Origin of the sequence: Chlorogloeopsis sp. ULAP01 (assembly GCF_030381805.1) — a bacterium.
In the GTDB taxonomy this organism is placed as follows: Bacteria; Cyanobacteriota; Cyanobacteriia; order Cyanobacteriales; family Nostocaceae; genus Chlorogloeopsis.
This window is the reverse complement of the sequence record NZ_JAUDRH010000016.1, coordinates 115,197-131,084: the sequence shown is the minus strand read 5'-3', so window position 1 is coordinate 131,084 and position 15,888 is coordinate 115,197. Positions and strand designations below refer to the sequence as shown.

Annotated in this window: 11 protein-coding genes; 8 read left to right on the top strand and 3 right to left on the bottom strand. The window is 38.5% G+C overall.

The window, feature by feature from the left end; all coding sequences use genetic code 11:
• Window positions 1-17 precede the first annotated feature (17 nt).
• Both QUB80_RS27650 and cobA read left to right on the top strand, forming a co-directional pair.
• Window positions 18-782, top strand: coding sequence for a sirohydrochlorin chelatase (locus QUB80_RS27650; RefSeq protein ID WP_289792673.1), 765 nt, complete (start codon window positions 18-20; stop codon window positions 780-782).
• Entirely contained in the window at window positions 782-1,573 is a 792-nt protein-coding gene (gene cobA, locus QUB80_RS27645) for a uroporphyrinogen-III C-methyltransferase (RefSeq protein WP_289792782.1), read from the top strand. The genes QUB80_RS27650 and cobA overlap by 1 nt, the downstream gene beginning before the upstream one ends.
• Here the strand turns inward: cobA and QUB80_RS27640 are convergent.
• From QUB80_RS27640 to QUB80_RS27630, 3 genes are all read right to left on the bottom strand, one after another.
• Window positions 1,570-3,357: a chemotaxis protein CheW gene (locus tag QUB80_RS27640; protein ID WP_289792672.1), complete on the bottom strand. Its 1,788-nt coding sequence runs from the start codon at window positions 3,355-3,357 to the stop codon at window positions 1,570-1,572. The genes cobA and QUB80_RS27640 overlap by 4 nt on opposite strands.
• Before the next feature lie 425 nt (window positions 3,358-3,782).
• Entirely contained in the window at window positions 3,783-7,046 is a 3,264-nt protein-coding gene (locus QUB80_RS27635) for a GAF domain-containing protein (protein ID WP_289792671.1), read from the bottom strand.
• Window positions 7,047-7,193: 147 nt separating this feature from the next.
• The gene (locus tag QUB80_RS27630; protein WP_289792670.1) at window positions 7,194-8,294 is read right to left on the bottom strand and encodes a response regulator; all 1,101 of its coding nucleotides are present in this window, start codon (window positions 8,292-8,294) and stop codon (window positions 7,194-7,196) included.
• 1,656 nt (window positions 8,295-9,950) lie between these two features.
• On the opposite strand from QUB80_RS27630, the gene QUB80_RS27625 reads away from it, so the two are divergent.
• The 6 genes from QUB80_RS27625 to QUB80_RS27600 all read left to right on the top strand — a co-directional run bounded on the left by QUB80_RS27625 (window position 9,951) and on the right by QUB80_RS27600 (window position 15,671).
• Window positions 9,951-10,892, top strand: coding sequence for an RluA family pseudouridine synthase (locus QUB80_RS27625; RefSeq protein ID WP_289792669.1), 942 nt, complete (start codon window positions 9,951-9,953; stop codon window positions 10,890-10,892).
• A gap of 670 nt (window positions 10,893-11,562) precedes the next feature.
• Window positions 11,563-12,081, top strand: coding sequence for a phycocyanin/phycoerythrocyanin subunit beta (locus tag QUB80_RS27620; RefSeq protein ID WP_289792668.1), 519 nt, complete (start codon window positions 11,563-11,565; stop codon window positions 12,079-12,081).
• 150 nt (window positions 12,082-12,231) lie between these two features.
• On the top strand, window positions 12,232-12,720 hold the full coding sequence (locus tag QUB80_RS27615; RefSeq protein ID WP_016874691.1) for a phycocyanin alpha subunit: 489 nt from the start codon (window positions 12,232-12,234) through the stop codon (window positions 12,718-12,720).
• Window positions 12,721-12,897: 177 nt separating this feature from the next.
• Window positions 12,898-13,737: a phycobilisome linker polypeptide gene (locus QUB80_RS27610; protein ID WP_289792667.1), complete on the top strand. Its 840-nt coding sequence runs from the start codon at window positions 12,898-12,900 to the stop codon at window positions 13,735-13,737.
• Window positions 13,738-13,933: 196 nt separating this feature from the next.
• Window positions 13,934-14,749: a HEAT repeat domain-containing protein gene (locus QUB80_RS27605; protein ID WP_289792781.1), complete on the top strand. Its 816-nt coding sequence runs from the start codon at window positions 13,934-13,936 to the stop codon at window positions 14,747-14,749.
• 292 nt (window positions 14,750-15,041) lie between these two features.
• Window positions 15,042-15,671, top strand: a complete 630-nt coding sequence (locus QUB80_RS27600; protein ID WP_289792666.1) for a HEAT repeat domain-containing protein — start codon at window positions 15,042-15,044, stop codon at window positions 15,669-15,671.
• Window positions 15,672-15,888 lie beyond the last annotated feature (217 nt).

Below are 15,888 nucleotides of genomic sequence, written 5' to 3'. Positions count from 1 at the left end.
AAGTTGTACTTTTGCTAATGTCATCTGCGTATCTACTAGTATCCCACGGAAGTCGAGATCCACGACCGGAAATTGCTATGCAACAGTTGGCAAGACTAGTATCCAACAAAGCGCAAGATAACTTAGCTAGGGTTGCTGGTAGTCATATTACCTCTGTCTCGGTGTGTGAAACTTTAGTCGGTACAGCAAACTTAGAACTAAATCCAAAACCTTTACATCAACAAATTATTGACTTTGCTATAAATACTATTAGTCTGTCTGCTTTACAACCAACTTGCCTCAAAATCGTACCTTTATTTCTGATGCCGGGAGTACACGTAATGGAAGACATTCCTCGTGAAGTTGCTCTGGCACAGCAATCTCTTGGTCAAGATATCCTCATAGAATTACAACCATATTTAGGTAGCCACTCAGGTTTAGAGCGGTTGTGGGTAAAACAGTTTGCAGCAACAACAGCAAGCGCCAGGATTGTTTTAGCCCACGGTAGCCGTCGCTGGGGTTCGCAACAACCAGTGGAAGCGATCGCCAAAAAATTAGGTGCAGTGACTGCTTATTGGGCTGTGGCTCCTAGTTTAGAGTTGCAAGTCCAACAGTTAATTGCTGCTGGATACAAACAAATTGCAATTCTGCCATACTTCTTATTCGCTGGTGGCATAACTGATGCGATCGCTCAAGCAACAAAAAAGTTACAATTACATTTTCCTAAGGTAACTTTTCAACTGGCGGAGCCTTTGGGAGCAAGTGCAGAATTGGCTGATTTAGTTTGGGATTTGTTGAAGTAATGAACCGCAACGGCACAAAGAAAGAGGGGAGGACTTGTTTGGGAAAGGTTTATTTGGTTGGTGCTGGGCCTGGAGATCCAGGATTGATGACACTTAAGGGTAAGGGATTGTTAGAATGTGCGGATGTTGTCATTTATGATGCTTTGGTAAGTCCGGCAGTTCTGGCGATGATTAATCCCGTGGCGCAGAAGATTGATGCTGGGAAGCGACGGGGGCGTCATTCCTTGATTCAAGAGGAAACGACGCAGTTGCTAATTGAAAAAGCGCAAGAATATGCGATTGTAGTGCGCTTGAAGGGAGGCGATCCGTTTGTTTTTGGTCGTGGCGGCGAGGAGATGGAAGAATTATTGAATGCTGGAGTAGCAGTAGAAGTAGTGCCAGGTATCACATCGGGCATTGCTGCTCCAGCCTATGCTGGTATTCCTTTAACGCATCGGTTATATAGCTCTTCAGTAACTTTTGTAACTGGACACGAAGCAGTAGGTAAGTATAAACCGTCAGTCAATTGGCAGGCGATCGCTCACGGTTCGGAAACAATTGTGATTTATATGGGAATTCACAATTTAGCTTACATTGTGGAACAGCTAACGATAGCAGGGTTGAGTAACGAAACTCCAATTGCTTTGGTGCGTTGGGGTACGCGAGCAGAGCAAGAAGAATTAATTGGTAAGTTGGGGACGATTGTGGAGAAAGTTGAGAAGGCTGGATTTGGTGCGCCAGCGATCGTGGTGATTGGTGCGGTGGTTAATATGCACGAGATCCTTTCTGCTTGTCGCCCGTTGTCGAGCTAAAGTTTGCAGTAATCCTCGCTCATTTGCAGTAGCTCACCAACGCTCAACAGTGGCACTATCCGACCATCATCCAAAATAGTATAGTTCCTGTAATAAGGTATATTACCTTCAACTTGATGAATAGAAACTTTTCTTTCACCCCAACAGCGATCTATTTGCACAGCTAATGAGCGATCGCCTGCTTTGACAATTAATATACCAGCAGTCTCGATTTGGGGTGGAGTTTCTAAAGCTGATGTGAGTGGATAGAGGTAATTAAATTGTAAGTAATTCTCTAGACGAATTAGTTGTAATGTCGAATTGTGCCAGTTGAAAACTTCGCTACCTCTTACCAACGAAACTTGTTCTGGATTGAGCGAGCATATTTCTTCAACTGTATCTATGGAAAATCCTAAAAGCATGCGATCGCTTTCGACGAGAAGTACCCGCTCTAATGAAAGGTCAATAGGAGTTTGTGTGATAGACTGTTGCAGATCCTGAGCCGTTTTATTCAATAAACGACTGACTTGATTTGTATCTGCAAGGCTAAGTTCAATCTCGTTTGCGATTTCTTGAATTTTTGCAATTGTTTCTATTACTGTCTGAGATGTAATTTCTAATTCTGGACAATTATCTATTGATGTATTCTGTTTATTAATATGCTGGCAATTTCCATTTTGGAATTGTATTTGAGTCAAAGTAGATATTTTAGTTGCAAACTTATCATACGTCAGGCGCAACTCGTTATTATCTATCTCTAGCTTTTTTACCCGGAGGCTGAGATTACGAATGAGTTTGTTTAATTTATCAATTTGCATTTCAAGACTATCATGCTGGATACTAAGTTCCTTCATTAAATCATCAACATTTTCTACTCTTTTGGCAAGAGTTTTCGTTATTGTTTCTTGATTTTCATTCCGATTACTAGATATTAATAATTCCTGGGATCTTTCTAAATTTATTGCCTTAGTATCTGGCAATCTTGGAATTAAATTTGATTTTTTTTGATTAGTAACTTCTGATTCCAATGAAATAATACTCGTAGGTATACTATCAAGCTGATTTGACAGAATTAATGCTTGCGATCGCCGCCATGCTGATAATGCAAGTTGAGTAATTTCTACGACATTTTCATCAGAATCAATGTTTTCTAAGTGTTGCAGAATCGACTGACAAAGCTGGACAAATGTGTTTAACTGAAGTATTTCTCCTAAACTAGCTAATTCAGTGGCTATCATCATGCCTTCTGATTTTAAAGCAGATTTTTTGCCACTAGCGAATAAAGATTCTAGACGTTGCAAGTCTTCCTCTACTTCTGTTCTAAACAGAAAGTTTATCATGTCTTGCATTCCCTCTGTGGGAGACAAAATACTTATGTTTTTATCAACATTGTGAAAGGATATATGCTTTTGTAACTCCTCAAAGAGTGGATAACAAAATGTTGCTAACCATTGCTCATCCATCATACAGCCAATTGAAATTGATTCCACTATTTGACGCAGCCAATCAACTACTGATGCAAGTAAACTGTGTAAATCTGTATCAATTTTTAGAGAATTAGATTGTACTTTTAAAACTTGCAATGAATCTTCCAAATGTTGGGCAAAATTTCCCAAAATACTCAATCCCATCATTCCAGCACCACATTTAATAGAATGAGTCGCTTGGAGTGCTGTATCGATTTTTGGTATAGAAAGTTGATAGTTAGGTTGTATTTCTAATAAAACAGTCTCCAGGGTATGCAAACTATGATTAGCTGCATCCAGAAATTGCATCTGGGTTTCGAGTTCCCTGTCTTTTAACATAAGTTGATTTTTTTGTACCAAATTGATGAGATACAATGGTTTTTTTGGCAGGCAATTGCCGATAATAAATTATTAAATTATAGATTATGAATTATAGAAAATTTTGTAACTTCTATTTCAAAAAGAGATTATTTATATTATTCATATTTCTTTATTTGAGAGTAATTACATTAAATAAAAAATAAAAAACACACGGATGATTTTTCCGATTTCATCTGTGTGCATTTATATTCACAATGTAAATTTGAACAATTTTTTCTCTTTCCCTGCCTCCAGGCAAGGAAAGAATTGATTGAGTATCTATCTTATGAAAAGAAGACAGAGCCTTAAGTTTTCATTACTATGCAGAGCATGGTGATGAGAAATTATCTGTCACTTATAGATGAGTAAAATCAAAGAATTTTTTGTATTAAACAACAATTAGATTAACTAAGTTTGAAGTTTCTAACTGTTGCTTGTAATTGCTGGTAAATTTCTACTGTTTTTTGCAAGGATGCATAAATTTTGCGAGAGGAACTGCTAGTAAATTCCGATACTTTGGCAATTTCTTTGATAAAATCGATAACTTCTTTGGTATTATGCACTTGCAATCCGGTAGCGGTAGAAATTGATTGCACTAAATCATCAATTTGGCGACAGACATCTAGCATTTGATTTAAACTATGTTTGCTATCTTCCACTAGACGAGTTACTTCCATTACTTGGGCGCTTCCCAATTCCATCACCTTAACTACTTCGATAACTTCTAGTTGGATATTGGCAACCATTCCTTCTATTTCACCAGTTACTCCGGCACTTTCGACTGCGAGTGCAGCAACTTCTTCAGAAAAGGAGGCAAAACCTTGATTATCTCCACCAACACGAGCCGCCTCAATACCAGCGTTAATGGCTAATAAATTAGTTTGTAGGGCAATTTTGTGAATGGAGGAAGTCAAGCGAGAAATATTTTGCGAGTATTCTCCAAGACGCTTAAGTTTTTTTGCTGTTTCTCCCATTGCCTCTCGCAAACTTAAGATATTTTCTACTGTCAGATCCATTGCCGTGTCGCCGATTTCTGCGGTGGGAGAGGCAGCACGAGCTACTGCTGTGGCAAGTCTGGCATTTTTGGCTACGCCTTTCATTGAAAGTCTAATTTGATCGACAGCATCAAGGGTACGGCTGATTTCTTGTTGCTGCTTAAATGCGTCAATTGCTAATTGAGCGATCGCACCAGAGTTTTCTGCAACTGTGCCATTCAATTGGTTTGCAGCTGCTTTGACTTGAATTGCAACATCTTGCAAGTTTTCCACCATTGAGTTACAAAAGTCAGCGATCGCGCCTACTTCTCCTTTTGTAACTTCCACACGTACTGTCAGATCGCCTTTTTTAGCTCCAGCAAGATTATCTATTAGTTTGAGCAGCTGCTGTTGTAATTGTTCTGTTTGCTGACGTTGGAGCAGGGAAGCTTTTTCGCTTTGCTCCAAAAGATTAGCTCGCTCTAAAGCTAATCCTACAAGTCTTGTGAATTGCTCAAATAAATCAATTTCTGCCTGCTGCCATACGCGGGTTCTTGTACACTGATGGGCAATCAACAATCCCAGCACGTTACCTCCAGATAAAATAGGTGCTTCTAGATGAGCTTTGACTGCCAATGATTCGAGTTGTTTGATGTAAGACTCAGCAAAACCTGCTTGGTAAATGTTATTGGTTACCAGCACATCACCTTGCCGATACTTGTCTGCATAATCTTGTAAACCAGATAATTTTGTTTCTAAAGCACAAGGTAAACCCTCTACTGCGGATTCGGCTAAAATATTGCCTTGCCACTTCTCGTCAAATTGACAAATGACAACTCGATCCACCTTTAAAGCTTTACGGATTCCTTGAACTGCTAAACTGTAGATTTCTTGGCTGTTGAGATTTCCAGATAAGTAAATGGCAAAGTCTTTCAATGCCTGGCTCACCTCTAGTAAACTCACTCTTTCTAAAGCAAGCCCAACTTGCACTGCTAACTGCCTTAAGAAATTAATTTCAAAGGGTTGCCAAACATGAGGCGCCCAGCAGTAATGAGCCATCAGGAAACCAAAGATTTGATTATCTTTGAGAATTGGTGTTGCCAAAATCGCTTTGACTTCCAATTGTTCCATTAATTTGAGATACTCAGGGGCAAAATCCATCTCAAAAATATTATTGGCAACTAACACCCCACCGATTGAGTATGCTTCCATTAGCTGCCTGGCAATTGAGCCATCTTCAATCGTGTCTCCCAAAGTCACAGGCAAACTTGGAGCAACAGACTCAGCTACCACTTGCCCGCGCCCGTGAGCATTAAAGTGATAGACAACAACTCGATGCGCTCCTAGTGCTTGTCGAGCTTCTGTAACTGTTATGTTAAATAAATCTTCGCAATTGAGTGACTGACGAATTGTGGCAGAGATGTTTGTGAACAACTTTAAGCGTTCAGCTTCTGCTTTTTGCTTGTTTAACAAGTCTTGCAGTTGATCTGCCATGCGGTTAATACTGGCTCCCAAAGTCGCAAACTCATCTTCACCACGAACGGTAATTCGAGTATCAAAGTTACCTCTAGCCAGTTTTTTTACTACCATCGTTGCATTTTGAATCGGTAGGGTAAGACGGGTAGCTAAAATCGCAGCGATCGCACCTACCAGTACAGCTGTAACGATGATGCCAATTGTTAATATCAGCAATATTTGTCTTTGAGTTGCCAAAGCAATGGCTTTATCTGTACTTAAAACTAAGCTCCAATTTAAGTCTGGTAAACCTTCTGTTGTTTGCCAGGGAACGTAGGTTGTTAAGTCTTCAGCATGGCCTTTTTTATCAGGTAATATGCGTGTTAATATCTGATTTGCATTTTGCAATTCCTCCCAACTAGGAATTACTTTTTGAGCATCTTTACCAACATCACTCTTGTTCTTTGCCAAAAAAACCTTTCCAGTCTCATCTATGAGATGATATTCATCTCGAATTCCCGGCAGTTTGTTGAGTGTTTGTGCTAAAGATTGCACAGGTATCACAACCTGAAGAATATAAATAGTTTTATCTGTGACATTATCTTTCACAGGTACAGCTAACAGTATTTTTGGCTGTTCTGCATTTTTTGTTGTAAATGGTTGACTAATATAAGGTTGGCTGGTTTTGAGGATTGCTTGAAAATATTCTTGATTTTTTTGATTAGGAATTGATTGTCCTTGGGTTTGTAAATATACTTCTCCATCTAGTTTTAAAATTGCGATGCTTTCATAGAACTGATAAATTTCTTTCCAATTGTTTATCCTTGCTTCTTTATCTAGAAAATTTGTATTATTTCTCTGCTTAGAGTTAGTAAGAAAAGTTTGACTGGCAAATAACTGAACTTCTCCAGTTCGTGCTAGCATGAACTGTTGAATATTGTGCGATAAATCAATAGCACTAGCTTGTTTTATCTTACTTATTTCTTTTGTCAAAGATTGATTAACTAAGTAATAAGTAAATGCTCCAATTCCTAATATTGGTAGGGTAGAGATAGCAACAGCAAAAGCAGTTGCTTTAGTACGTAAGCTCGCCTGCTTTACCCATAGAATTACACTACGAATAGGAGAATATGGAGAATAACTTCTCGGTTGTAATACAGTTACAGTTTCTGATGGAACTGTGAATGAATTTTGTGTGAAATTACGATTTTTTTTGTTGACATCAATTCTATTAGTCATTAAGTATTTCTCTATACTCTAATGTTTGTCAATTTCCAACAAGTGATACACTTTGTCTTACTCTAAGCTTGAAAATTTATAGAATTGCAAACCACAAATCTCAACATCCATATTTTGGTTCTAATTTAGCTTACTGTCTTTGCTAAATTAATCAATATATTGAAAGAGAATTTTGATTAAATCAGCTTGAGAAAAAGGCTTATTCAAAAAATCTGAAGCTCCGACAATTTTAGCTCTAGCTTTATCTATAAAACTTGTTCTGCCAGTAATCATAATTATAGGTGTTTCTTTAAAAGAAGAATGATTGCGTACTAAAGAACACAGTTCATAACCATCTATGTTTGGCATCTCAATGTCTAGTAGAATTATGTCTGGTTGAAGACGAATAATATGTACTAAACCTTTCAATGACTCATTAATACCAACGATAGAAAAAATTTGCTCATCTAAAAATCTTTGAATAGTATTAACTACTATTGGACTGTCATCAATACATAAGACTTTGTGAACTTTTTTCTCAGTAGGTGTTTGGAGAATAAATCGACTATTTTGGTTTTCGGTGACAATACGGTGAGTCAAAACCTTATTGGTACTTGGTTTTGATAATGTCGGTTTCGACTGAGCAGGATTTGCAGTCGTATTCACATTGATAGCACTAAATCTTGTCGATTTTGTATTGTTACTAAATAAGCTACTTTGTGATGATTTATTTTCCAGATGTTGCCGCGATCGCTTTTGACAGCATTCAACAAGTAAACGTATATCTAGATGACAGTACTTTGGCATCTCATCAAGAAAACTATAGGAAGTAAATTCATAACTTCCCTCTTTTAAGTTCAAAAAAGGCTCTAAAACTTCTAGCGCCAACTGTTCTATCAAAATTCCAGCTTGAGCAGGTGTAAGATACTTTTGCTTAACTAACCAACAAATAGCTAAATAATCTGGATTCGGTATTGCTTGATTTTCAATCCCAGTTTCAAATATTGCTTGCAGGTGTTCTTTAATTCCATGATGGAGAGTGGGAATTTTTTGACTTAAATGCTGTAAGTGCTTGTAAAGGATTTCAAACATTTTCTCTGTACAGCAGGCATAAATTAATTTTCCCTCCCGTACATAGATTAACCAAGAGGCTGAAGCTGTAAAAACTTGCAAACAACCAGTAGTTGATTTACTAGTAATTTTTTTGAGGAGAAATAGTGGTTGTAGTGATTGATAAAATCTGTATCTATTTATAGGAAGTACCTTCATGGCTATGGCTCTCAAATGAAATCAAGGTTTACAAATTCAATTCGGTAAGTATCCTTGCTATTGCCAAACACCAAAATGGCTCTAATTGTTGCCATGAAACGAGTGTCTGTATTCGGTACTAGCGATCAGGAATCGGGTATTAAGGTATCAACAAGCAGTTTCCCTTAAAAGTTCACTGTCTCTAGTACTCGATCTACCGACAATACTGTTGTGTGAAGCTCTGTTTTCAATAACAGCAAAATCTTCGCTGGCACGACACTAATAACTAACTCCCATTATGTAGTTGCTAAGTAGATGCTTAACTCAGCAACAAAAAAGTACAAGGTGCAACTTTTATTTGCCTAGAAGAAGAAACTTTCTTCATATGTAACGAAAACAACTTTTCAAGTTTAGTCCTGATGATTTGGAGAATTGCCCTAATGATCTGGATGATGATTCACCCTAGAAAATATATCTGCTCAATTTATTAGTTTTGAGCTAAATAAACAAGTGCAGTGCATACTCAAAATAAAAGCTTATTACTAACTTTTAGATTACTATACTTTAACAAAAAAACTTACGATATGCATTAAAAATATTAGATTCGATTAAATAAAACATGAAAACTTTTTATTTTAATTATTATAGTAAAGACAATAATAAATTTACTCTTTATCGCTTCGATTTGTACAAAAATAACAAAAAAGTATAGAATCCGATGATTCTATCTTTGTTAAAGAGTAATGATAAATGCATTGACACAAAATAAATTATTAGAAATATCTAATTTTTATATAAATCTGAATAATTTGATGTCTTCATAGTTGCTATTACTCCAGTAACTATCAGTAATAAATATCGCTATTGGTTCTAGTTTTCTGCTCTTACCTTTTTTCACATTTGTGTGACTAAGCATTAGGTAAGTTTACTAGAAAGCATAAGCAACAGTAAAAATACTATTATCTTTACTACTGAAATAAATATTCAAAGAATCTGATTTGAATCCGGATAAAATATAAATCAGAATAAAAAATACTCAAATTAAGTTGGTTCTGAGTTAGTAATAACTCAATAAATGGCTAATAGTTAATATATTATACAGGCAGGAAAGATAGTAAATATCAATACTTTGACAATATCTACTTATTTAATCACAGACTACACATAAGGAGAAATATTTTAATAAAAAACTTGATAATCACAAAAAAGTTCTAATTGTTTTTATGTTAAAATTTTCCGGTTTTGAGTTTGAAAATAATGTATTATTTACAGCAATACTTAATAACTAAATAAAACACCGATACATCAAAATTATTGTGTTTGAATATCAAAATATTGATGTATTTTGTGTAGTAAATTACAGATGAAAAGAGTTTGTTACATAAAAAACAATATTCTTGTGTAACGACGGTAAACTTTTAATACCAATTTAATGTTTGGTATAAGCTTGAAAATGATAATGGATATCAGCCAGTATTGCTACTATTGTTCAAGCTTTCTGTGCTGTGTATCTAAATTCATTCGTTAAAATAGTAAAGTTACTAGTCTAAAACTTGTGATAGTCGAAACATGATCTATATCTGAGTTAGGCTGGTTGAATGTCTTGATGGCAGACTGTTGACGTTATCGGCAGCACTAACAGAAACTACAAAAACTGAAAATTCAATCAACGCAACTGTGAGCGAAATTAGTTTACAAGTAGAAGAACAAGGAGAACGTCTAGATCGCTACCTTGCCGGAAAATTAACAGATTTATCTCGTTCTCGTATTCAACAGTTAATTGAACAAGGTAACATCCAAGTTAACGGCAAAGTCTGCACGTCTAAAAAGGCAAACGTTAAAGTAGGCGATCGCATCACGCTAGAAATTCCTGCTGCTGAACCCCTCAAACTGCAAGCAGAAGATATTCCCCTAGACATCCTCTACGAAGACGATCAACTGCTGATTCTCAACAAAGCTGCGGGGTTAGTAGTTCATCCTGCACCTGGTCATCCTGATGGTACCTTGGTTAATGCGATTTTAGCTCATTGTCCCAACCTACCAGGAATTGGTGGAGTACAGCGTCCGGGAATTGTCCACAGGTTAGACAAGGATACAACAGGAGCGATCGCTATTGCCAAAACCGAATTGGCTCATCAACACCTACAAGCACAACTCAAAGCTAAAACTGCACGCCGAGAATACTTAGGCATTGTCTACGGTGCGCCGAAAACAGAAAGTGGTACTGTTGATTTTGCGATCGGCCGTCATCCTGTAGATCGCAAAAAAATGGCTATCCTGCCCGTAGAACAAGGAGGACGTTCTGCGGTAACCCATTGGCGAGTATTAGAACGCCTGGGTAACTATACATTGATGCATTTTCAACTCGAAACCGGACGTACCCATCAAATTCGCGTCCATAGTTCACATATTGGTCATCCTATTGTCGGCGATCCTGTTTATAGTTCAGGTCGTTCTATCGGTGTAAATTTACCAGGGCAAGCACTCCATGCTTGGCGATTAAGATTACAGCATCCGTTATCTGGAGACTGGGTTGAAGTCACTGCGCCTGTTCCACAAACATTCACAACTCTACTCGAAGTTTTACGGCGACGAGTTGGCATCTCTCCTTGGAGCTAAAAATGAGAAATTTTTCCGAATTTTCTTAACTCATCTTTACAGAACTTTACACGATCCCCAGTATCAAAGTTATAGTCAAACCGGGAAATATCTGAATTCTGTCATGATGGTTTCAGTAAATTAAGGTTTTAGAGTTTTAAGTATTTTGACTCAGTAAAGAAGGGAATAAAAGAGTTACATAAAATACAGAATTTTTTGAGAGAGCAAGATGTGCTAAATCTGACTAGACTTTATTAATGTCAAATAAGTTTAGCTTATTTGTTATTTTTATTACAAAATATTTTACAGCCAAATTATATTAACTTAAATAAACAAAAGTATTCAATTGTAAATGTGCGCTCAAATTAATATAGCTAAAAGCTTGATGCTTCAATAAATTGTGGGTAATTAGCTAGGGTTTTACACTTATTAAATAAAGTTCACAAAAAAAGAATACAAGCAATATATAAAATACGAACAAGGTTTGAAAGTAATTCCTAATATCAAGACAAACGTAAAAATTTTTGGGCAAACTATTGCATATATTCATGATATTTCATGAGTATAGATGCGTACTTATTGCCAGTTTTATATTGCCTCACTGTCTTGAAAAAACAATTACTTTTGACCGACACAAAGCTAACTATAACAGTTTGAAATAGCTGCCATAAAATCGAGGAGAAAATTAAAGATGCTTGACGCTTTTTCTAGAGTCGTTGAACAAGCTGATAAAAAAGGTGCTTACCTGAGTGGTGATGAAATTAATGCTCTCCAGGCAGTAGTTGCTGATAGCAATAAGCGCTTGGATGTAGTCAACCGACTCACTAGCAATGCTTCCTCCATTGTGGCGAATGCTTATCGTGCTTTAGTAGCAGAACGTCCGCAAGTATTTAATCCTGGCGGTGCTTGCTTCCACCATCGCAACCAAGCTGCTTGCATCCGCGATCTGGGATTCATTCTGCGTTATGTAACTTATTCCGTACTAGCAGGCGATACCAGTGCTATGGACGATCGCTGCTTGAACGGTTTGCGTGAAACATATCAAGCTCTTGGTACTCCTGGCGATGCTGTCGCTTCTGGAATTCAAAAAATGAAAGAAGCTGCACTTCAAATTGCTAACGATCCTAACGGAATTACCAGAGGCGATTGTAGTCAATTAATGTCTGAAGTAGCTAGTTATTTTGACCGTGCTGCTGCTGCTGTTGCTTAATATGTTTTTGTCGTACATTGCGCTTTTTTGAAAATGTCCTTTGTCATTACGAAGGACATAGCAATGAAAATTAAGTGTGCGACATTTGAAGCAAAGATTTTTCAAATTTTTTAGTAGTTAGTTGACAAGTTTTCGGAGATTAAGCAAATTATGAAAACCCCATTGACTGAAGCGATCGCCGCCGCAGATGTTCGCGGTTCTTACCTAAGCAACACTGAATTACAAGCAGTATTTGGTCGTTTTAATCGTGCTCGTGCTGGCTTAGAAGCCGCCAGAGCATTTGCTCAAAATGGTAAAAAATGGGCGGAAGCTGCAGCCAATCACGTTTATCAAAAATTCCCTTACACTACCCAAATGCAAGGGCCACAATACGCTTCTACTCCAGAAGGTAAATCAAAGTGTGTACGTGATATTGACCACTATTTGCGTACAATTAGCTACTGTTGTGTAGTTGGTGGTACTGGCCCCTTGGATGATTATGTAGTTGCAGGCTTGAAGGAATTCAACAACGCTCTTGGTTTATCTCCTAGCTGGTACATAGCTGCTCTTGAATTTGTCCGCGACAATCATGGTTTGTCTGGTGACGTTGCTGGTGAAGCTAATACCTACATTAATTATGCGATTAACGCATTGAGCTAATCCCAAATAGCTAGTGTCTTTGTCCTTGCTTAATGGCTAATGGTTAATGGCTGATGGTTAATAGCTAATAGCTGATGAAAAATACAATTAGCATTTAGCAATTAACAATTAGCAATTGGCAATTAGCCATTAATCGTGTTTTAAAAAGAAACGAAATAGAATGGAGCGATTGTCAAGATGACTACTTCAGTCGCAGAACGCTTTGGAATTAGAGACGAAATCGGCAACAAAGTTGAATTGCGCTCAAATTGGAGCGAAGATGAACTGCAATTGATATTTCGTGCAGCCTACGAGCAAGTTTTTGGGCGTCAAGGAGTATATGCCAGTCAAAGATTTATAAGCGCCGAAGCTTTATTACGCAACGGTAAAATCAGCGTCAAACAATTTGTTGAGCTTTTAGCTAAATCCGAGTTTTACAAAGAGTGCTTCTTTTACAAGAATTCTCAAGTGCGGTTCATTGAATTGAACTATAAGCACTTGCTAGGACGTGCACCCTACGATCAATCAGAGATTGCATTCCACGTAGATCTTTATGCTTCTGGTGGTTACGACGCCGAAATAGAATCTTACATTTACAGCCCAGAATACGACAACGCCTTCGGTAATTTTGTCGTTCCCTATTTCCGTGGCTTTCAGTCAATTCCTGGGATGAAAACCGTAGGATACAACCGTATTTTCGAGCTTTACCGTGGCAGAGGTAATAGCGATAACGCCCAGTTTGGTAGCAAAAGTTCGCGGCTGCGGTCAAAAATTTCGATGAATATGGCAAATATGATTGTGCCACCTTCATCACCAGCTGCTGGCTTTGCATCAGCCGCACCGACATTAATCAGTTCTCCTGCATTAGGAGATTCTCGGATGTTTGTTGTCGAAGCGATCACTGGTACATTAAACACCAAAGTAGCAGTACGTCGCAGCAGACAAATTTACACTGTGCCTTACGAGCGACTTTCAGCCACATACCAAGAAATACACAAGCGTGGTGGCAAGATAGTTAAAATTACGCCAGCCTCGTAAAAGAGGAGGGGGAGAGTGGAAGAGCAACAGATGAGGGGGATAGAGAAGATGGGGAAGAATTTACTCTTATCACTTCCTTACCTCCCTCGCCTCCTTATCCTTTTCTTCCCGATCCCCAATCCAAAATCACGCCACTTGCTACAACGGAGGGAACCTCCGCAACGCAGTGGCTCCAAAATCTAAAATCCAAAATCGTATGACTGCTGCTTATTCTGCCGAACCAATTCTTTCTCCAGAAGCAGCGATCGCGGCATTAAGTGGTGAAGATAATCAAATCCGCTATTACGCTGCTTGGTGGTTGGGAAAGCATCAGGTACAAGCAGGTTGTACGGCATTGTGTGAAGCTCTGTTTGATGATGGTTATCGCATCCCATCAGGAGGTTATCCCCTACGTCGTCAAGCTGCACGAGCATTAGGGCAACTCAAAAATCCGCAAGCAGTACCAGCGTTAGTTAAAGCGTTGGAATGTGATGAGGACATGGGCTTGCGAGAAGCGGTGATTCAGGCTTTAGCAGCTATTGGTGACAAGCACGCTGTTAATCCTTTACTGAATCTGTTGCAATCGAGTCAACAGCAGCCTTATGAAGCTCTAATTGAAGCGCTAGCCACTTTGCAAGTATGGTCTGCTCGTCCCCTGGTAGAATCTTATCTCAATCATTCTTCTGAGCGAGTACAATGTGCTGCGGCGCGATATTTGTATCTTTTAACTCAAGAACCTCAATATATTGAACGTATTGTCAAAAATCTTAACCATGACAATATGTATTTACGCTGGGCAGCAATATTTGATTTGGGAGCTGTTGGGCATCGCCAAGCTGTAGATGCAATTCTGGCAGCTCCGGTTGCCAACAGTTTAAAGCTGTTAAATTTGAAACGCATTCTCGAAGCTTTGTTAAATAGCGATCGCCCTTGTGAGGATGGCGGTGGATACAATACATCCAAGAAAGACTCTGACAAGGAAATAACACAGTTACTGTTCCAAGCAATTGATGATTTGTTAATTCAGTTGTGAAGTGGCTGGGGATTGGGTATAGGGGATTAGTGATTGGGAAGACTTTTTCCTAATCTTTAGAGCGTATTTTCAGACTCCAAACGCCTTCAGGTTTTAGCCTGAGGCTGCACAAACAAAGCCTGCCAAAAGCAGGCTCAAAATCTTAATTTCTTATAGTCCGCCTCGGCGGACTTTGTTCATATAGCCGCGCTCTTGAGGTGTCGGCTAGTTTGAAAACAGGCTCTAGTCATCTAATCCCCAATCCCTAGTACCTAGTCCCTTTTTTTATATCTGCACTATTTATCTAGCAACAATGAATACACTGAAATTTACAGATAGCCAGCAACTCATTTCCCAATTAAACTCTGCTTCATTGCCAGCAGATGCAGTTTCTGCAATTGCTGCCATAGCTGCTAGTGAAACTACGGAAACAGCAGCGATTTCTGCTTTGATTCAAGCTTTAAGTCATCATCATCCTTCTGTGAGTGCAGCAGCAGTTGAAGTTCTAGTAAAGCTGGCACCTGCGACCGTAGAACCACTAATTAGTAATTACTATAACTCTCGCGATCAAGGTTTACAAGCACATATCATTCAAGCTTTAGCTCAAATAGGCGATCGCACAGCATCTGATTTATTCGCGGAGGTAGTCGGTACAGAAGTCGCCAATCATTGTCAGGGCAATGTCCGCCGTATTGCCGCACGTGGGTTGGGGAAAATAGGCAGCACGACAAAAGATGCAGAAACTATCTGCCGTGTTGTCCAAAAACTGACTTGGGCATTGCTCACGCCAGACGATTGGGGACTGCGTTATGCAGCTGCTGTTTCTTTGCAGGAAATTGCTACGTCAGAAGCTCACTCTGCTTTAATGGCAGCACTTGATCGAGAACCGGATCAAGTTGTGCGATCGCGAATTGCAGCAGCTTTAGAAAAAATTCTGCTATAGAAGTTACAGACAACAGAATCAAAATATGAGCAGGATTGGGAGACATAAATACTTTTGTCTTCTCCCCTCTTGATGCTGTTTTTACAGTAGCTTTGTTTTTAGTATTAATACCTACCCTTCTCTTCAAGTTTCTCTGGTAGTGACAAATTTCAGCAACTAGCCGCAATATTTAAAACTTTTTTGTTAAGAAATCTTTACACATTACCCTATATGTACC